We start from the raw sequence: 17,952 nt of genomic DNA, 5'->3' as shown, positions 1-17,952 counted from the left end.
GGTCAGCGGCCTACGGCGTATCCCTGCATGCCTCGGGGGTTGGCAGCAGCCTTGATGATCTTGGTGTTCGGGTCGTAGCTGGCCGCGGTCATCCGGCTCAAACTCCAGTCCGGCTGCACCTCGACCCGGTGGCCGCGTTGCCGCAGTCCGGTGATCACCTCGCCCGGGAGCCGGCCCTCCACCTCGACCACGCCGGGATACGGGATCCGCGGTTCGAACGAGCTGATCATGGACTTGATGTTGAAGGTCGGCTGATCGATGGCGGCCTGCAGGTCCATCCCGCCGAGGGTGTGCGCGAGCCAGAACACCAACGCCCATTGATCCTGTTGATCTCCACCGGGTGTGCCGAACGCGGTCACCACGCCGTCGTCCGCGATCGCCATCCCCGGGCTCAACGTGGTACGAGGCCGCCGGCCGGGCGCGAGCGAGGACGGCAGCCCGGGCTCCAGCCAGGTCATCTGCAATCGGCTGCCCAGACAGAATCCCAGCCCGGGAACCGTCGGCGAGGACTGCAGCCAGCCGCCGCTCGGCGTCGCGGAGACCACGTTGCCCCAGCGGTCGACGATGTCCAGATGGCAGGTGTCGCCGGCGGTGCGGCCGTCGCTGCGGACCTTGGCGGTGTCACCCAGATCGCGTACGACGGTGGGCTCGCCGCCGCCGTCGGCCCCATCCCGTACGCCGCCGAAGTCGGGCAACCGCGGCATCATCCCGTTCAATCGGCCGGGGCGAAGATCATCGGACGCCAGCTCGCTGATCAACGATCGGCGACCCGCGAGGAAGTCCCGGTCGAACAGCCCGGACAGATCCGGATGACCGGGCGCGTCGCCGTACCAGGCATCGCGATCGGCGAAGGCCAGCTTCTGCGCCTCCAGCACCAGATGGACCTGGTCGGCCCCGAAGCCGCGCCAGCTCGCCCCGGCGCCGAACACGTCACCCAGCAGCGGGTCCATGATCGCGAGGGTCTCCAGGAAGACCGGGCTCTGTGCCCAGCCGCGAGACTTGAAGATCGTTTGCCCGTGGCAGCTGTAGGACATCGGCTGCTCGTAGCCGGGACGCCACCGAGCAAGATCGTCTCCGGTGATCACGCCGGCATGCTCCGTACCGGAGGAGTCCATAGCAGGATGCCTGGCGAACGCGTCGATCGCCTCGGCCACGAACCCTTCACTCCAAGCCTTGATCGCCAGCTCGCAGGCAGCTTCCCGGCTCTGTCCCGCCGACGACTCGGCGACCAGCCGACGATAGGTCCGGGCCAGCACCGGGTTGGTCTGCAGCCGTCCAGGTTCGGGCGCCGGCAGCCAGGTCTCGGCCGACGTCGGCCAGTTCCGGCGGAAGTGGTCGGCCATGGTGTTGATCACCGCCACCGCTCGCTCCAACACCGGATGCCCGGACTCTGCGTAGCCGATCGCGTACTGCAGAACCTGCTCCGGCCAGAGCGTTCCATGATCACGAAGCAGGGTCAGCCAGGCCACGGTCGAGCCGGGCACGCAGGTGGCGAGCAACCCCGTACCGGGCACACCGGCCAGTCCGAGATCACGGAAGTGTTCGATGCTGGCAGCGGCCGGCGCAACGCCCTGACCGCACAACACCAGCGGTTCCTCGCCGCTGCGTTTCATGATCAACGGCAGGTCGCCGCCGGGACCGTTCAGGTGCGGTTCGACCACCTGCAAGACGAATCCTGTTGCGACGGCCGCATCGAAGGCGTTGCCCCCCGCCTCGAGCACCGCCATCCCGGACTGACTGGCCAGCCAGTGCGTGCTGGTCACCATGCCGAAGGTGCCGACGAGTTCAGGTCGCGTGGTGAACACGCGCAGCACCCTATCCCGACGAGGCACGCGGCAACGCGCTATAACGCGTCCTCACGCTGTCAGACCACCTCATGCAGCCAGCGGACGGGGGTGCCGTCGCCGGCGTAGCGGAACGGTTCCAACTCGGCGTCCCACGGGGCGCCGAGCAACTCGTCCAGAGCTTCGACCAGGTCCCTGCCGCCGAGCGCGGCGGTGACCATCGCCTTCTTGATCCGGTCCTCGCTGATCATGATGTCGCCGTGCAGGCCGGTGTTCGCGTGGAAGACGCCGAGCTCGGGGGTGTACGAGTAGCGCTCGGCCTCGCTGGCGGTCGTGCGTTCCTCGGTCGCCTCGAAGCGGATCCGCTGCCAGCCCCTGAGGGCGCTGGTGAGCTTGGCTGCGGTGCCGACCGGGCCGGCCCAGGAGTATTCGGTCCGATAGGCGGAACGTTCTGCGGGTTGGGCGATCCAGTCCAGCCGTACGGGCATGCCGAATACGCCGCCGACTGCCCACTCGATGTGCGGGCACAGCGCCGACGGCGTGGAGTGGATGTACAAGACACCACGGGTCGTACTCATGGTCGATCCTTCCCAGCTGTGCTGACCAGCAAGGCAACCACCTGAGGGCTGCCTTCCCCGACATCCTCAGATCCCCTGCTGATCAGGCGAGCCGGCCGAACCGACGGGCCCTATTTTGCACCATCCGCCACAGGATTCACAGCTTGCTCGGCTTTTTCGGCCGCCTACGCGACCGCTCACCGCCGGGCACGGTTAACTGTGCGGATGCTGCCGTACGGATCCTGGCCGTCGCCGATCACCGCCGAGTCGCTGGCCGAACAGTCGCTGGGCCTGGGCGCCGCGATCTTCGCTGGTGCCGATCTCTACTGGCTGCAGGCCAGTCCGACCGACGGCGGCCGGGTCAGCCTGTGGCGCCGCCGCGGCGACGTCGAGGTCGAACTGACGCCGGCGCCGTACAACGTCCGCAGCCGGGTGCACGAGTAGGGCGGTGGCGCGTTCGCGGTCGGCGGCAGTTCGGCCGACTCCGCCCCGGATCGGAGCCGGGTCGTCTTCTCCGACTTCGCCGACAACCGCCTCCACCTGATCTCGGCCGGCGAGCCGGAGCCGCGCCGGCTGACCGATGATCAACGGCTGCGCTACGGCGCCCTGTGGATCGATGCCGAGAGAGACCTGCTGATCGCGGTCCGTCAAGATCATCGCGAAGATGATCATGAACCGGCCAACGCGGTGATCGCGCGCCGGCTCACCGACGGCCCCGAGGTCGCCGATCGTGTGCTCTGCGCCGGCGCCGACTTCTACGCCTCCCCCGAGGTCAGCGCGGACGGCCGACTGGCCTGGATCGAGTGGGATCACCCGAACATGCCGTGGGACTCGACCCGGCTGATGACCGCGACGCTGCCTCGAGATGCGGCCGGCAACATCGACCTGGACCCGGGTGTTGCCGGGCCAATGACGCCGACCAAGATTGCCGGAGGGGTCGGCGAGTCGGTCTCGGTGCCGCGCTGGATGCCGGACGGTTCGCTGATCTTCGTCTCGGATCGCACCGACTGGTGGAACCTCTATCGGCGCACCGGTGAGACGATCACCGCGCTGCAGCCGATGCCGGCCGAGTTCGCCGGCCCGCAGTGGGTGCTCGGAGATCAGCCGTACGTGATCATGGACGCCGACCGGATCGCCTGCAGCTGGAACGCCGGCAATCGCGAACACCTCGGCATCCTCGATCTGGCATCCGGCACGCTGGACGAGATCGAGACCGGCGCCGTTGCGGTGGGATCCCTGTCCAGCAACGGAAAACAGCTGGTCACCCGGCTCGGCTATCCGAACCGTCCGGCCGAGCTGGTCGTGATCGACCTGAACGAATCCGATCCGATTCACCCGGCCCGGCCGGACGGCGAGCGCCGGGTGATCCGCAGCAGCAGCGACCAGCCACCCGAGCCCGGGCTCGTCTCGCTCGCCGAAGCGGTGCAGTGGGAATCCGACCTCGGCCCGGTGCACGGCTGGTTCTACCCACCGCGCAATGATCACGACGATCATGATCACGACGGCCGTGATCACGACGATCATGATCACGACGGCCGTGATCACGACGATCATGATCACGAGACGATGACAACGGAGCGTCCGCCGATGATCACCGTGTCGCACGGCGGACCGACCGGCGGCAGCACCCCGGTCTACGACCCGGAGGTCCAGTTCTGGACCAGCCGTGGCATCGCCGTACTGGATGTCAACTACGGCGGCAGTACCGGCTACGGTCGCCGCTACCGCGAACGCCTGCATCGTGCCTGGGGTCTCGTCGACGTCGCCGACTGCGCCGCCGGCGCCCGGGCGATGGCCGAGCAGGGCCGGGTCGACCCGCGCCGGCTGGCGATCCAGGGCAGCAGTGCGGGTGGTTACACCACGCTGCGCGCGCTGACCAGCACCGACGTGTTCTCCGCGGGGATCAGCCGCTACGGCATCGGAGACCTGACCGCACTGGTCGCCGATACCCACAAATTCGAGTCGCGCTACCCGGAGTCGTTGATCGGCGCCTATCCGGCCGAGGCGGCGGTCTATGCCGACCGCTCCCCGATCAACCACGTTGATCAACTCGACGCACCGATCCTGCTGCTGCAGGGCAGCGAGGACAAAGTCGTGCCGCCGAATCAGGCCGAGACCTTCGCCGCGGCAGCCCGGGGAAAGGGCCTGCCGGTCGCGTTGATCATGTACGACGGAGAGGGTCACGGCTTTCGCGCGGCGGAGAACATCATCGCCGCTCAGCAGGCGTGCTTGTCCTTCCTCGGCCGCGTCTTCGGTTTCACCCCGGCAGATCGCCTGCCCGAGCTGAAGATCGAGAATCTCTGACCTCTTCGCTATTCGGTGTTGCTAACTACCGGTACTCGTGCTTACTATGTACCGGTAGTCACCGACACTGAGTAGCAAGGAGGGTCCGGTGGGCAAGCAAGCAACCGAGATGCTCAAGGGCACCTTGGAGGGCATCGTGCTGGCGATCCTCGCCGGCCGATCCGCCTACGGGTACGAGATCACCGCGTGGTTGCGGGACCAGGGGTTCACCGACATCGCCGAGGGCACGATCTATGCCCTGCTGGTCCGGATCGAACAGCGCGGCCTGGTGGACGTGGAGAAGGTCCCGTCCGCCAAGGGGCCGCCGCGCAAGGTCTATTCGCTGAACGCTCAAGGCAGCGAATACCTGAACGAGTTCTGGGGGACGTGGAGCTTCCTCTCCGAACGCATCGAACAGCTCCGCCAACAGATCACAGACACCCAAGGAAACGGAGAATGACCATGGCCGCACGTTGGATCGAGACGATCACCGGCTCACTGGACGACAAGAAGCGCTGGCGGGCCTACAAGGCGCGGGTACGGCAACTCCCGCCCAGCTATCGCACCGCGGTCGAGGGCGTCGAACGCTACCTGATGTACACCGGCCCGGCCGACGGCGAACACCTGGTGCAGATGGTCGACGACCTCGCCGACCTGTTCGAACGAGCAGCGGCCGACGGCACCCCGGTGCGGTCGATCGTCGGCGAGGACCCGGTGGAGTTCGTCGAGACCTTCAAGAGCAACTACGGGCTGAGCTCCTTCCTGCGCAAGGAACAGCGCCGGCTGAACGACGCCATGGAGCGCGCCGAGAAAGAGGGGAAACAACCATGACCAGTGCAGTACAGGAATCCGCGATCCGGGTACGAGGCATCGTCAAGTCGTTCAAGGACGTACAGGTCCTGCGCGGAGTCGACTTCGACGTCGCCCGCGGCAGCATCTTCGCCCTGCTCGGCTCGAACGGGGCCGGAAAGACAACCCTGGTACGGATTCTGTCCACCCTGCTGAAGGCCGACGACGGCACCGCGACCATCGAGTCGTACGACGTCGCCGGACAACCGCTGCAGGTGCGGGAGTCGATCAGCCTGACCGGACAGTTCGCCGCCGTCGACGAAGTGCTCACCGGACGGGAGAATCTGATCTTGGTCGCCCGGCTGCGGCACCTCAAGCAGCCCGACGCGATCGCCGACGACCTGCTCACCCGCTTCTCGCTCACCGACGCGGCCAACCGGAAGGCGTCGACCTACTCCGGCGGCATGCGGCGTCGGCTCGACATCGCGATGAGCCTGATCGGAAATCCGCCGGTGATCTTCCTCGACGAACCGACCACCGGGCTGGATCCCCAAGCCCGCAAGGAAGTCTGGCAGACGATTCGCCAGCTCGCCGACGGTGGCACCACCGTGCTGCTGACCACGCAGTATCTGGACGAGGCCGAACAACTCGCCGACCGGATCGCGATCCTGCACCAGGGCACGATCATCCAGAACGGCACTCTGGCCGAGCTCAAGCAACTGCTGCCGCCGACCAAGATCGAATACGTGGAGAAGCAGCCGACGTTGGAGGAAGTCTTCCTGGCCCTGATCGGTGACCGATCCGACACGGACGGCGACTCGACACCGTCCGCCGAAAACGCCTCAGAGGTCGCGACCACCGGAAAGGAGTCCTGATGACCACCCAAGTCGTCGCCGACACCGGTGTCCTCACCGGTCGGTCGCTGCGTCACATCCTGCGCAGCCCGGACACCATCATCACCACCGCGATCACCCCGATCGCGTTGATGCTGCTCTTCGTGTACGTGCTCGGCGGTGCGATCACCACCGGCAGCAAGACCGCCTACATCGACTACATGCTGCCCGGCATCCTGTTGATCACCATCGCCTCGGGCATCGCGTACACCGCCTATCGGCTCTTTCTCGATCTGCAGGGCGGCATCTTCGAACGCTTCCAGTCGATGCCGATCGCCAGGTCGAGTGTGCTGTGGGCCCATGTGCTCACCTCGCTGGTGTCCAACCTCGTCTCGCTGGCGATCGTGATCGGTGTCGCGTTCATCATGGGATTCCGCACCGGTGCCTCGATCGGCGCCTGGTTGGCGGTGGCCGGGATCTTGATCTTGTTCACCCTGGCGCTGACCTGGATCGCGGTGATCGCCGGCTTGTCGGCCAAGACCGTCGACGGAGCGAGCGCGTTCAGCTATCCGTTGATCTTCCTGCCGTTCATCAGCTCCGCGTTCGTGCCGACCACGTCGATGCCGGGCCCGGTCGCCTGGTTCGCCGAGCACCAGCCGGTGACCTCGATCGTGAACACGATCCGAGCCCTGTTCGCGCAGCAGCCGATCGGCAACGACATCTGGATCGCACTGGCCTGGCTGGTCGGGATTCTGATCTTCGCCTACGCGATCTCGATCATGCTCTACCGTCGCAAGATCAGCTGACCGCCGGAGTCATTCGGACCCGCCGGTAATCCCTTGCAGAAAAGGGGTTATCGGCGGGTCCCGAAGATCGCGGTGCCGACCCGCACGGTGGTGGCGCCGTGTTCGACAGCCAGCTCGAAGTCCCCGGACATGCCCATCGACAGTTCGCCGTAGTCAGCGTCGATCCGGTCGTCGTCCTGAAGTTGCCGGCGCACCTCGATCATGGTACGGAAGCAGGCCGCGACCTGATCTTGATCATCGGTGTTGGCCGCGATCGTCATCAGCCCGCGCGGCCGCAGCCGATCGAACTGCTGCAGGGCGATCGCCAGCTCGGCCACCTCTCCCGGCGGCAAGCCGTTCTTGCTGGTCTCGCCGCTGGTGTTGACCTCGATGAAGACGTCCAGGCTGCGGTCCGCCTGCTGCAACCGGTGGTCCAGGGTCTCGGCCAGCCGGAAGCTGTCCAAGGCTTGGAATTCGTCGGCGAAGGCCGCCACGTCCTTGGCCTTGTTGGTCTGCAGATGTCCGATCATCGCCCAGCGCAGGTCGGCGTGAGCAGCGAGCTCGGCGGCCTTGCCGGCCGCCTCCTGCACCCGGTTCTCGCCGAAGATCCGCACCCCGGCCTCGTACGCGGCCAGGATCTTCTCGGTCGGCTGGGTCTTGGAAACCGGCAGCAGCCGGACCTCGGAGGGATCCCGGTTGGCCCGATCGCAGGCCCGGTCGATCGCAGCCCGTACTCGGGAGAGATTCTCCGCCATTTGTTCAGCCGCCGTCACCACGCCGGCAGCCTAGACGAGTGGTTCCGGAGGAGTCCCTATGCTGGCCCGGTCATGAGTCACCCGTCGCCGGCCCAGCACCCTCAACCGGAGCAGTCGGCTCAACCGGCGGAGTCGGTCTGGCGACTGCCCGGGCTGTTGCCGCTGGTCGGCATGACGGTGATGGGATTCGGCGGCTTCGCCACCCTGATGTCGGTGGTACCGCTGTGGGTGGTCCGCGGCGGTGCGACCGAAACCGGCTCGGGCCTGGTCACCAGCTCACTGTTGATCACCACGGTGATCACGCAGACCTTCGTGCCCCGGCTGCTCCGCCGCTTCGGTCACGCCGTGGTGTTGTCGGCCGGCTTGATCGCGCTCGGCCTGCCGTCGTTCGGCTTCGCACTGTCCTCGGATCTGGCGCCGGTGTTGGCGCTGTCCGCGGTACGCGGGATCGGCTTCGGCATCCTGACCGTGACCGGGAGTGCGGTGGTCGCCGACCTTGCGCCGCCGGCCCGGCGTGGTGCCGCGATCGGCGCGTACGGGCTGGGCATCGCGGTGCCCAACCTGATCTTTCTGCCGTTGAGTGTGCTGGTGGTCGACGCGGTCGGCTTCACACCCGTCTTCGTGGCCGGGGCGATGCCGCTGCTCGGCATCCCCGCGGCCGTCGTCCTCGGCCGGATCGTCCGCAGCCACCGCGCCGCCCCACGACAGCCGACGACTCGCCCGTCGAACGGCCGACGCCGCCAGGACGTGCTGCGGCTGATGCTGCCGGCCGGGGTGCTGTTGTCCGTGACTCTCGCCGGCGGCGCACTGATCACGTTTCTGCCGCAGCTGGTCTCCGGCGCCGGCTGGCCGCGTTCGGGCTTTTTGGCCTCGATCGGGCTGCTCGTGCTGAACGGGATCGGTGCGCTCACCCGGTGGTTGATCGGCGGGGTCGCCGACCGCCGGGGCGCCGGACGGCTGATGATCCCCCTGCTCGTCCTCGGCGCGATCGGGATGGTTCTGCTGGCGGTGTCGCTGCACCGGTCGAACGTCGCCGTCCTGCTGATCGGTCTCGGACTGGTCGGCTGCGCCTACGGTGCCCTGCAGAATCTGACCCTGCTGTCGGCCTTCCAGCAGGTCGACCGGTCGCGAACCGACACCGCCAGCGCCGTCTGGAACATCGGCTTCGACTCGGGCACCGCGATCGGCTCCACTCTGCTCGGCTTCATCGCCACCCAAGCCGGCTTTGTGCCCGGGGTGATCGTGCTCGGGCTGCTGATGCTGGCCGCGTTGCCCGCCGCCTGGCGGCTGGCGATCCACCCGCAACCGCCGGGACTTGCCGTCCGCAACGATCGCTGACCCGACGCCGATCCTGAGATCGAGGCCCAGGTCGGCCGAAACGGCGTCCGTGGACGCGGATCCGCCGTCCGGCGCCTCGATCTCAGGGTCCGTCCGTCTGGATGGCGACCGTCCTCTACGCTCGGCGGTCGTGACGATGCAGCAGGACGGGATCTGGCCGCACACGATCCGATTCGACGGCGGTGCGCCGGGCACCATCCGATTCGACGGCGGCGCTCCGCGCCGCACGCTGACCCAGATCATCACCGGACGCCTCCAGCCGGGTGCACCGGACTGGGTCTACCTGCCGGTCGTCGTCCCGGACGGGGTCAGCGCGATCGCCGCTTCCTACAGCTATCACCGACCCGAGGTCGTCGACGGTGCAGTGGGTAATGCCTGCGATCTCGGGGTGTTCGATCCACGCGGGATCGAGTTCGGCGGCGAGGGATTCCGCGGCTGGTCGGGTGGTGCCCGGACCGGGTTCATGATCAGCGAGAACTCCGCCACTCCCGGCTACCTGCCCGGGCCCGTACCCGGGGGCACCTGGCACGTCGCGCTGGCGCCGTACACGGTGAGCAGCGAAGGGCTGGGATTCACCGTACGAGTGGCGATCGGCTTCGGTTCTGACTCGACCGACGAGGTTGTTGCGGCCGTCGGCACCGACGGCGAGCCGGCGGTGCTGCCCCGGCGCAGCGCTCCGCCGCCACAACGCATCGGCGGCCGCGGTCCCGGCTGGTATCGCGGCGATTCGCACGTGCACAGCATCTACTCCGACGGGCGTCGTACGCCGGAGCGGGTCGCCGAGCTCGCCCGAGCCGGCGGACTGGACTTCATGATCAGCACCGAACACAACACGCCGGCGGCACATCCCGTCTGGGGCGCGCTGGCCGGCGACGACCTGTTGATCATCACCGGCGAGGAGGTGACCACCCGCAACGGACATCTGCTGGCGCTCGGCATCGAACCCGGCAGCTGGGTGGACTGGCGGTTCCGCGCGATCGATGATCAACTCGGACAGATCGCCGACCGGATTCATGATCTTGGCGGGATCGCGGTCGCGGCGCATCCGTACGGTGGTTGCATCGGCTGCTTCTGGAAATTCGGGTACGCCGCGGTGGATGCGGTCGAGGTGTGGAACGGTCCCTGGGGCATCCACAACGAGTGCGCGGTCGCGACCTGGGACAACCTGCTGGTTGCCGGCGATCGTGATCGCTGGCTGCCGGCCATGGGCAACAGCGATGCGCATGCCGATCCCGACGTGATCGGACTGCCGCGAACCGTTGTCCAGGCAGCCGAGTTGAGTTCGTCGGCGATCACCGAGGCGATCACGGCCGGCCGGAGCTGGATCGCCGAGTCCGGCGATGTTGATCTTGACTTCATTGCTCGAGCCGACGGCGCGCCGGCCGGCATCGGCGAGCGGCTGCCGACCGATCGTCAGGCCGTGATCACCGTCAGCGCCCGGGTCAGCGGCGTACCGAACGGGCGGATCCGGCTGGTCACCGACCAGGGCGAGCTGCAGGCCGTACCGATCGACGACGCCGGCTCCGCCGAAGTCACCTGGCAGACCACCGCGTCGCTGTCGGCCTACGTACGCCTGGAGGTCCGGCATCCGCTGCCGGCGGGCGTCCCGCTCCCCTTCGGCCCGATGGCCGCAATGACCAACCCGATCTTCCTCGGCTGATCGGCAGCCCGGACTCTCGACCTGGCGTGGTCATCCGCGGACCTCGCCGCCGGGGTCGTACCGGCCCTTGCTCGGCAGCACCAGGCGATTCCCGAACGGATCGGCCACCACGGCGACTCGGCCGACCGGAATGTCCACCGGCGGACTGATCGACCGACCGCCATGATGATCAACTTCGCCGCGTCGTCCGCGGACTCGACCAGCCAGTTCGGCTCGGCGGGCAGCCGGGTCGACAGCACGATCTCGGTGGCCGAGTCGGGACATCGCAGCCCGGCCTGACCGATGGAATCGTTCCGCCACAACAGTTGGTGGCCGAGCCGGTCGCGGTAGAACGCCAGCCCCGCGTTCAGATCCGGTACGGCGATCATGACGGCGTCGACCATCCGCAACAGCCCAGCGGGGCCGGAGTTCGGCAGGACCATGAGCGACATCGTGGCACCGGCGCGACCGATCGCGCTCCGTGCTGCCGAATGCGGATGCGGCAGCACGACGGACAATCCACTCCGGTAGCGTTCCGGCATGGCCGCCCACCGTCGCGCCGACCCGGCTCAGCGCAGTTCTCCGCTGCGTCGCTCGTCCCCGCCCGGTTCGGGATGGGTCGCGGGGGCGATGGTCGCGATCCTGCTCGCGGTGGCGTTGCTGATCGCGGCGATCCGGCCGCCGTGGCATGTCGATCCGATCGATTTCACCCTGCCGACACCGAAACCGCGACCGATGCCGACCCGTGCGGCGCCGTCGCAGACCGCGGGTGCCCCCAGCCACCTGCCGATCAATCCGCCGCTGGGCCCCGGCCCCGACCTCAGCTGGATCAAGTGGGTGGCTCTTGGGCTGCTGATCGCCGCCGTCGCGGTCGCGTTGGCGCTGATCGTGGCCCGGCTGCTCGCCGTCCGGCGGATGTACGAGACGCAACCGGATGAGGAGCTGGAGATCGCCGGTGAGGTGACCCCTGACCTGCCCACGTTGCAGCAAGGAGCCATCCGCGCTGAGGAACGGCTGCTGGCGATCGGCAATCCGACCGACGCGATCATCGCTGCCTGGCTCGCCCTGGAGGAAGCCGCCGACGCGTCCGGGGTGCATCGGCAGGCATCCGAGACGCCGACCGAATTCACCGCCGACGTGCTGGAACGTACCGGCGTCGCGGCCGAACCCGTACGCGTTCTGCTCGGCCTCTACCTGCGAGCCCGGTTCGCGGCCACGCCGTCGTCGGCGACCGATCTCGACCGCGCCCGGCAGTGCATTCGCGATCTTGCCGACAGTTGGCAGAGCTTCGCCGAAGCCACTCCATCGACGCCGAACTCCGGCAGCGATCAGCCGGGAAGTCGATCATGAATCGGCACCGCCGTCACGGCCGCACGGTGGCCGTGTTGATCATCGCCGTGCTGGTGATTCCCGCGTTCTGCTGGCTGATCCTCGGAATGCCGCCGCTGCAGGCGATGCTGCTCGCGGCGGTCGCGGTGATCGTCGCCGCGGTGGTCCGATTTCCCCCTGACGGCGTCGATCCAGGCTATCCCGAGCCACCGGAACCGGTACGAGATCGGGGCGCCCGGCGGGAGGCGTTCCGGTTGTCCTGGAACGTGGCCGGCCGCCAGGATCGGGTGGGCAGCACCTTGATCACCCGGCTCCGGCAGATCGCCGAGCGACGGCTTGCCGATCATGGTCTGCGGCTGGACGATCCGGCCGACCAAGATCAACTGATCGCCCTGATCGGTGCACCGCCGTACAGGTTGCTCACGCAGCCTCCCGGCTCGGACGCGCCGACCCGGAGCTTCCTGAATGCCCTGACGGCGATCGAGCGGCTCGCCGATCATGAACCCGTACACCGCAATCCAGCCGCACCATCGCAGGCTTCCGTACAGCCGGCAGACAAGGAGATCGGATGATCGTGGCCCAGACCGACGCAACGCAAACTCTTCCCACCGACGGTGAGGCCGGCCTCGCGGTCGCGGAGATCTCCCGACTCTGCCGCAGCGTGCTGGACGAGGTCGGCACCGTCGTGGTCGGCATGGAACAGGCGCTGAACACTGCCCTGGCTGCGATCCTGGCCGGCGGGCACGTGCTCTTCGAGGACGTGCCCGGGCTGGGCAAGACGCTGGCCGCCCGCAGCCTGTCCGCGGCGCTCGGGCTCGACTTCGCCCGGCTGCAGTGCACACCGGACCTGTTGCCGGCCGACATCACCGGCTCGTACGTGTTCGACCCGGCCCAGGCGAAGTTCGAGTTCCGCCCCGGCCCGATCTTCACCGGCCTGTTCCTGGCCGACGAGATCAACCGGACCACGCCGAAGACCCAGTCCGCCCTGCTGGAGGCGATGGCCGAACGGCAGGTCACGGTCGAGGGACACAGCTTCCCGCTGTCGCCGCCGTTCCACGTGATGGCGACCTCGAACCCGATCGAGTACGAGGGCACCTACCCGCTGCCGGAGGCGCAGTTGGACCGGTTCATGGTGCGGCTGGCAGTCGGCTACCCCAGCCGTGCGGCCGAACGCGACGTGCTGACCCGGAGGTTGGACCGGCACCGTGAGGACGCGCCGGTCAACCGGGTGGTGGACGCGCCGACCGTGCTCGCGATGCAGGCAGGAGTGGAACAGGTCCAGGTCGACCCCGACGTGCTCGGCTACTGCGTGGATCTGACCGGCGCCACCCGTGATCATCCGGCCGTGGAGGTCGGCGCCTCACCCCGTGGCTCCCTGGCGTTGATGTTGGTGGCTCGGGCCCGTGCGGTGATCGACGGACGGGACTACGTCACCCCGGAGGACGTGAAGGCGATCGCGCCCAGCGTGCTGGCACACCGGATCTCGCTGACGCCGCAGAGTTGGGCGTCCGGCCTGCCCGCCACCGATGTGATCTTGAACCTGCTCAGCCAGGTGGCCGGGCCGGCGGTGACCCGTTCGGCATGATCAACTTCTTCGGCATGATCAGGAATCACTCGGCATGAGCAGTGATCAGCGGGAGCCGGACTGGCTGCCGACCAGTGGGCTGGCGACGTCGATCGTGGTCGGCGTCGGCTTGCTGCTGCTCGGCATCCTGACCGGCCGGTTGCAGGCGGCCGGCATGGCGGCGGCGATCCTGCTCGGCAGCAGCTGGCTGTGGTTGCGCCGACCGCGGCAGCGCGGCAGCGTGCGGCTGTCCGCGCGGGCCGAGACCAGCAGCGCGTCCAGGGTCGGCGGATCGATCGAGTGGCAGCCCGCGGCTGGGACGGATTCCTTGCGGGTAAGGGTTTCCGCGCCCGGGCATCGTTCGATCAACGCTGTGCTGGCGGCGCCCGAGGACGGGTCTGCGCCGCGCCGGGCCGAGATCAGCATTCGTACTGCCCGGACCGGTCGGCGGCCGATCTTCACTGTTGATCATGGTGAACGCTACGGCCAGCAGTTGGTCGGCGCCCTCGGCGACACCGAGGGGCCGATGGCGATCACCGTGCTGCCGAAGGCGGAGCTGCTGCGGGAGGTTCCGCTGCCGTACCGGCTGCAGGGGCTGACCGGCCCGCACGACTCCCGCCGAGCCGGCGACGGAAATGATCTTCGCGACATCAACCTCTTCACCCCCGGCGATCGGCTGCGCCGGATCGACTGGCGGGTCACCGCACGGCGCAACAGCGAGGCCGGGGCGATCAGCGACCTGTACGTCCGGCGCAGCTACGCCACCGCCGACGCCGCGGTGATGCTGGTGCTGGACTCGCGGGACGAGGTCGGCCCGGATCTGACCACCTGGAACGATTCCAGCAGCATCGCCGAGGACGATCCGACCTCTCTTGATCATGCTCGGGCGGCCGCGCTGACCCTGGCCCGGCGCTACCTCGCCGCCGGTGACCGGGTCGGCCTGGAGGACCTGGGCCGGATGCGCCGACCGATGCCGCCTGCCGGCGGTCAACGGCAGTTGCAGCGGTTGACGATGCGGATCGCGCTGGCCGAACCCGAGGGTGAGCCCAGGGCACGACACCGCGCGCCGCGGCTGCCGTCCGGCGCGTTGATCATCATCTGCTCCACCTTCCTGGACGACGAGACCGCCCATCTGGCGCAGCTGTGGCACGGCGCCGGGCATCGGGTGCTCGCCGTCGACGTGCTGCCGGAGCCGGAGCTGAAGCACGCGCCGGACCGGCTGCTGACCGCGTACCGGATCATCGCGATGGAACGGGAGGATCGCTTGATCAACTTGTCCCGCTCCGGCGTCGAGGTGATCGGCTGGCAGCAGACCGCCGATCATCCGTTGCGGGGCAGCCGACGGCACCGGACACGTACGACGGTCGGGTTGTCCGGCCAGCCGATCCAGGTGGCGCTGGCGACACTGTCCCGATCAAGATCATCTCGATCCAGGAGCGGGCGATGAGGACCGCCACCATGATCGGCGGCCGGCTCCGACGGCTGCAGGACTCCGGCCGACGGACCCGCGCCGCCGTCACCCGGCCGAAGCCGCCGGTGGCGATCGTGACCGGGCGGAGCGTGCCGGCCTGGTCGTTGCGGCTGCTCTGTCTCGCGTTCGGGGTGCTGGCGATCATCATCATCGACCCCGGCGTGGTCGCCGTCGTGATCATGAGCCTGACCCTGCTGCTGGTGGCGATCCGCCCGTCCGCGGTGACCGGGGCGATCTTCTGTGCCGCACTCGGACTGTTCTGGATGTTCGCGCCCAGCCCGGCGCACGCCCCGGCCCAGTTCGCCTTGCTGGCTTTGGGTCCCGCGCTCTGGGTGCTCGCCGGCACCCTGGCCGATCTGCCGCTGCGGACCAAGATCGAATTCGCGGCGCTGCGCCGTCCGCTGATCCGGTTCGTGATCATCGACCTGATCGCCCAGCTGCTGTTGCTGGGCGCACAGCTGTTGCGTGAGCACACCACGACCGGGGGCAGCTTGCTGGCCGCTGCCGTCGTGCTCGGTTGTGCCGTCCTGCTCGCCGTCGCCGCCTGGCTGATCCTCCCCCGGATCGCCGCGCCCGACGACCCGTACTGACCGCTCGGGCGCGGCCGCAGCGCTCCGGCAACCAGGCAACGCCGTTCGGTTGCGTAAGGTGACGAGCATGCCGAAGAGGCGTACCCGGCCGCGACGTCGCTGGATCTGGCGGCTGCTGCTGGTCGCGTTGGCCGTCGTGGTCGCGATCGTGATCATCGACCGGGTCGGCGCGGTCGACTGGAGCTCGGTCCGGGATGCGCTCAGCCATCTGCTCTGGTGGCAGCCCCTGGTGCTGCTCGTCGTGGTGGCCGGCCGCCAGGTGCTCAACGCGATCCCGCTGCATTTCTACATCGAAGGTGTCTCGATCCGACGGGCGACGCAGAACGACCTGGGCGCGATCCTGATGTCGACGGTCGCGCCGGCACCGGCGAACTATGCCCTGAGAGTGGCGATGTTCACCTCCTGGGGCGTCGCGGCCGCCCGCGGTCTGGCCGGATCCACGATGAACACGCTGACCCTGATGATCGCGCGCTTCTCCGTGCCGCTGGTCGGCTTCGTACTGCTCGCCGTGGTCGGCGGCGACCTGTCCTACCGGTGGATCGACCTCCTCAGTTTGCTGGTGGCTGCCGCGATCGTGGCGGCCATGTCGTTGGTGCTGCACAGCGACGCGCTGGCGCGTGGAGTGGGCAGCCGGGCCGGCCGGATCGCCGCCAGGTTTCGGCGCAGCGTCGACCCGGATGCCTGGGCGCAGAGCTGCGTCGACTTCCGCAGCCGCATCTCGGAGCGCTTCCGGTACGGCTTTCCCCGGTCGCTGGCAGGAATCGTCGCCATGCTCGCCGTCGACCTGTCCCTCCTGGTGCTGTGCCTGCGATTCGTCGGTGTCTCCACCTCCGAGGCAGGAATCGCCGACATCGCCATCGCCTACCTGTTCGCCTTTCCGCTGACGATCCTGCCCTTCAGCGGGATCGGCATCGTCGACTCGATCATCATCGCCGCACTGGTCCAGTCCGGCGGTCCCGCCGTCGAGGCGCCGGCCTTCGCCGGCCTGGTCGTCTGGCGGGTCTTCACCCTCGGCGTGCCCATGCTGGCCGGACTGGCGGCGATCGGACTCTGGCGACGGACCGCCGGCAAAGGGGTCCAGCCGACCTGACCTCCCGCGCACCTACGAAACACTCCCATCCGCTCCCGCGCACCGGCGGCGCTCTCGCGCAAGTTGGTACGTGCGCGGGAGCGCCGCGGGTGCGCGGGAGCGCAACGAGCTCGTACGCGACGCGCAGCTGATCGGATCAACTGGCGGCGCGATCGATGGCGCGGCGGACCTTCTCCAGCATGCGACCACTGAAGATGTCGGCCCAGGTCCATCTGAGGACGCCACGATCCAGCTCCCGGATTGCATCCTCGCGAAGCTTCTCCTCGTACACGATCTCCTCGATCGGCACGCCCGGACGCAGCGCACGGCCGTACTTGATCTTGCCGTCGAACTCACCGACCAGGCGGTAGCGATCCCAGTCGAAGTCCACGCGCGCGACCAGGGAACCGTCGTCGTCGAACAGCTCGCGTTGGAGATCGGGCGCGGGGATGTGGTTCTCCAGAAACCCGATTCGACTCAGCGATTCTCCCGGACTTTCGCTCCGCTCGTCGGCCAACTCGATCACCCTCCGCGCACGGGGCATCCCGACCCGCCTGCCGAGTGCGCTGGAGACCGTGGCGAGCTCATCCTTGTTCGTCAACTCCAGGTGCAGCGCCGCGTCGGCCATCGCGACCCCTCGGCCGACTGGCAGCATCCGTGCGCTGTCGATCACGGTACGGGCGATCGACGTGACCAGGATGCCGTCGACAACTGCAAGATCGCTGTCGGCCAGTGGCGCCCCGTGAACGTGTACGTTCTCGCTGACCCGGCCCTGGCCGCTCTGCCGCGAACGCGTCACATGAACCGCTCCCAGACCCGGCGGCACCGGAAGGTCATGGATCACGGCTGCCGACAGGTGGCTGACACACGCGTCCAGGGCCAATTGCTGGACGGCCGCGAGCACCTGTCGCCGGTGTACATCCCGCTGCCGCTCGTCCTCGCGCGCGAACTGTCGCTGCGGTTCTGCGTACACGCCGCGACGAATGCGATCAATCTCTCCACGGCGTACCAACCGCCCCAGGTCGCGCGGGGTGTAGCCGCGCAATCTCAGGTCTCTCGTCGACGCCGTCGTCCCGAGTTCTGCCATGTGCCCAGCCCACCAGAAATCCCGGCGAATGAGCTCCGGCTATCCACAGGCCCGTTCCCGCCGGGTACGAAGGTGCGCG

General features: G+C 68.3%; 19 protein-coding genes and 1 pseudogene. 14 read left to right on the top strand and 6 right to left on the bottom strand.

The features are described from left to right. Positions 1–2 precede the first annotated feature (2 nt). Together FOE78_RS10350 and FOE78_RS10345 are read right to left on the bottom strand one after the other, a co-directional pair. A complete protein-coding gene (locus FOE78_RS10350; RefSeq protein WP_143986211.1) occupies positions 3–1,805 on the bottom strand; it encodes a gamma-glutamyltransferase family protein in 1,803 nt (600 codons plus the stop codon). A gap of 59 nt (positions 1,806–1,864) precedes the next feature. Further along, a complete protein-coding gene (locus tag FOE78_RS10345; protein WP_143986210.1) occupies positions 1,865–2,362 on the bottom strand; it encodes a DUF3145 domain-containing protein in 498 nt (165 codons plus the stop codon). A 198-nt stretch (positions 2,363–2,560) separates the two neighbouring features. On the opposite strand from FOE78_RS10345, the gene FOE78_RS10340 reads away from it, so the two are divergent. From FOE78_RS10340 to FOE78_RS10315, 6 genes are all read left to right on the top strand, one after another. Then, a complete protein-coding gene (locus FOE78_RS10340) occupies positions 2,561–2,785 on the top strand; it encodes a hypothetical protein (RefSeq protein ID WP_143986209.1) in 225 nt (74 codons plus the stop codon). A 243-nt stretch (positions 2,786–3,028) separates the two neighbouring features. Next, on the top strand, positions 3,029–4,645 hold the full coding sequence (locus FOE78_RS10335; RefSeq protein WP_143986208.1) for a S9 family peptidase: 1,617 nt from the start codon (positions 3,029–3,031) through the stop codon (positions 4,643–4,645). Positions 4,646–4,733: 88 nt separating this feature from the next. Next, positions 4,734–5,084 (top strand): PadR family transcriptional regulator, encoded by a 351-nt coding sequence (locus FOE78_RS10330; RefSeq protein WP_143986207.1) that lies wholly within the window; start codon positions 4,734–4,736, stop codon positions 5,082–5,084. Continuing rightward, positions 5,081–5,455 carry a DUF1048 domain-containing protein gene (locus tag FOE78_RS10325; protein WP_210414914.1) on the top strand — a complete coding sequence of 125 codons (375 nt, stop codon included), beginning with the start codon at positions 5,081–5,083 and terminating at the stop codon, positions 5,453–5,455. The genes FOE78_RS10330 and FOE78_RS10325 overlap by 4 nt, the downstream gene beginning before the upstream one ends. Next, positions 5,452–6,288, top strand: coding sequence for an ABC transporter ATP-binding protein (locus FOE78_RS10320; RefSeq protein ID WP_143986206.1), 837 nt, complete (start codon positions 5,452–5,454; stop codon positions 6,286–6,288). Before FOE78_RS10325 ends, FOE78_RS10320 begins: the two co-directional genes overlap by 4 nt. Beyond that, positions 6,288–7,052 (top strand): ABC transporter permease, encoded by a 765-nt coding sequence (locus FOE78_RS10315; protein ID WP_143986205.1) that lies wholly within the window; start codon positions 6,288–6,290, stop codon positions 7,050–7,052. Before FOE78_RS10320 ends, FOE78_RS10315 begins: the two co-directional genes overlap by 1 nt. Before the next feature lie 47 nt (positions 7,053–7,099). On the opposite strand, the gene FOE78_RS10310 is transcribed toward FOE78_RS10315, so the two are convergent. Beyond that, complete coding sequence (locus tag FOE78_RS10310; RefSeq protein ID WP_143988722.1) at positions 7,100–7,786, bottom strand: YggS family pyridoxal phosphate-dependent enzyme; 687 nt, start codon at positions 7,784–7,786, stop codon at positions 7,100–7,102. 72 nt (positions 7,787–7,858) lie between these two features. On the opposite strand from FOE78_RS10310, the gene FOE78_RS10305 reads away from it, so the two are divergent. Both FOE78_RS10305 and FOE78_RS10300 read left to right on the top strand, forming a co-directional pair. Further along, complete coding sequence (locus FOE78_RS10305; protein WP_143986204.1) at positions 7,859–9,124, top strand: MFS transporter; 1,266 nt, start codon at positions 7,859–7,861, stop codon at positions 9,122–9,124. A gap of 136 nt (positions 9,125–9,260) precedes the next feature. After that, the gene (locus tag FOE78_RS10300; RefSeq protein WP_168207672.1) at positions 9,261–10,784 is read left to right on the top strand and encodes a CehA/McbA family metallohydrolase; all 1,524 of its coding nucleotides are present in this window, start codon (positions 9,261–9,263) and stop codon (positions 10,782–10,784) included. Between the two features lie 30 nt (positions 10,785–10,814). On the opposite strand, the gene FOE78_RS24145 is transcribed toward FOE78_RS10300, so the two are convergent. Continuing rightward, a complete protein-coding gene (locus FOE78_RS24145; protein ID WP_228266141.1) occupies positions 10,815–11,048 on the bottom strand; it encodes a VOC family protein in 234 nt (77 codons plus the stop codon). A gap of 29 nt (positions 11,049–11,077) precedes the next feature. Further along, a pseudogene (locus tag FOE78_RS24785) lies at positions 11,078–11,152 on the bottom strand (hypothetical protein); the annotation flags it as partial. 151 nt (positions 11,153–11,303) lie between these two features. Here FOE78_RS24785 and FOE78_RS10290 point away from each other — a divergent pair. The 6 genes from FOE78_RS10290 to FOE78_RS10265 all read left to right on the top strand — a co-directional run bounded on the left by FOE78_RS10290 (position 11,304) and on the right by FOE78_RS10265 (position 16,807). After that, entirely contained in the window at positions 11,304–12,113 is an 810-nt protein-coding gene (locus tag FOE78_RS10290) for a DUF4129 domain-containing protein (RefSeq protein ID WP_143986202.1), read from the top strand. Then, complete coding sequence (locus tag FOE78_RS10285) at positions 12,110–12,664, top strand: hypothetical protein (RefSeq protein ID WP_143986201.1); 555 nt, start codon at positions 12,110–12,112, stop codon at positions 12,662–12,664. Before FOE78_RS10290 ends, FOE78_RS10285 begins: the two co-directional genes overlap by 4 nt. After that, positions 12,661–13,677, top strand: a complete 1,017-nt coding sequence (locus tag FOE78_RS10280; protein ID WP_143986200.1) for an AAA family ATPase — start codon at positions 12,661–12,663, stop codon at positions 13,675–13,677. The genes FOE78_RS10285 and FOE78_RS10280 overlap by 4 nt, the downstream gene beginning before the upstream one ends. A gap of 34 nt (positions 13,678–13,711) precedes the next feature. Then, entirely contained in the window at positions 13,712–15,103 is a 1,392-nt protein-coding gene (locus FOE78_RS10275; RefSeq protein ID WP_143986199.1) for a DUF58 domain-containing protein, read from the top strand. Continuing rightward, complete coding sequence (locus FOE78_RS10270; protein WP_143986198.1) at positions 15,100–15,717, top strand: hypothetical protein; 618 nt, start codon at positions 15,100–15,102, stop codon at positions 15,715–15,717. Before FOE78_RS10275 ends, FOE78_RS10270 begins: the two co-directional genes overlap by 4 nt. A gap of 67 nt (positions 15,718–15,784) precedes the next feature. After that, on the top strand, positions 15,785–16,807 hold the full coding sequence (locus FOE78_RS10265) for a lysylphosphatidylglycerol synthase domain-containing protein (RefSeq protein ID WP_143986197.1): 1,023 nt from the start codon (positions 15,785–15,787) through the stop codon (positions 16,805–16,807). Between the two features lie 136 nt (positions 16,808–16,943). On the opposite strand, the gene FOE78_RS10260 is transcribed toward FOE78_RS10265, so the two are convergent. After that, the gene (locus tag FOE78_RS10260; protein WP_143986196.1) at positions 16,944–17,873 is read right to left on the bottom strand and encodes a type IV toxin-antitoxin system AbiEi family antitoxin domain-containing protein; all 930 of its coding nucleotides are present in this window, start codon (positions 17,871–17,873) and stop codon (positions 16,944–16,946) included. Positions 17,874–17,952: the final 79 nt, after the last annotated feature.

This window comes from Microlunatus elymi, from assembly GCF_007362775.1.
Lineage (GTDB): Bacteria > Actinomycetota > Actinomycetes > Propionibacteriales > Propionibacteriaceae > Microlunatus > Microlunatus elymi.
Note: the sequence above shows the minus strand (reverse complement) of the source record. Positions and strands in the feature narration are given on the sequence as shown.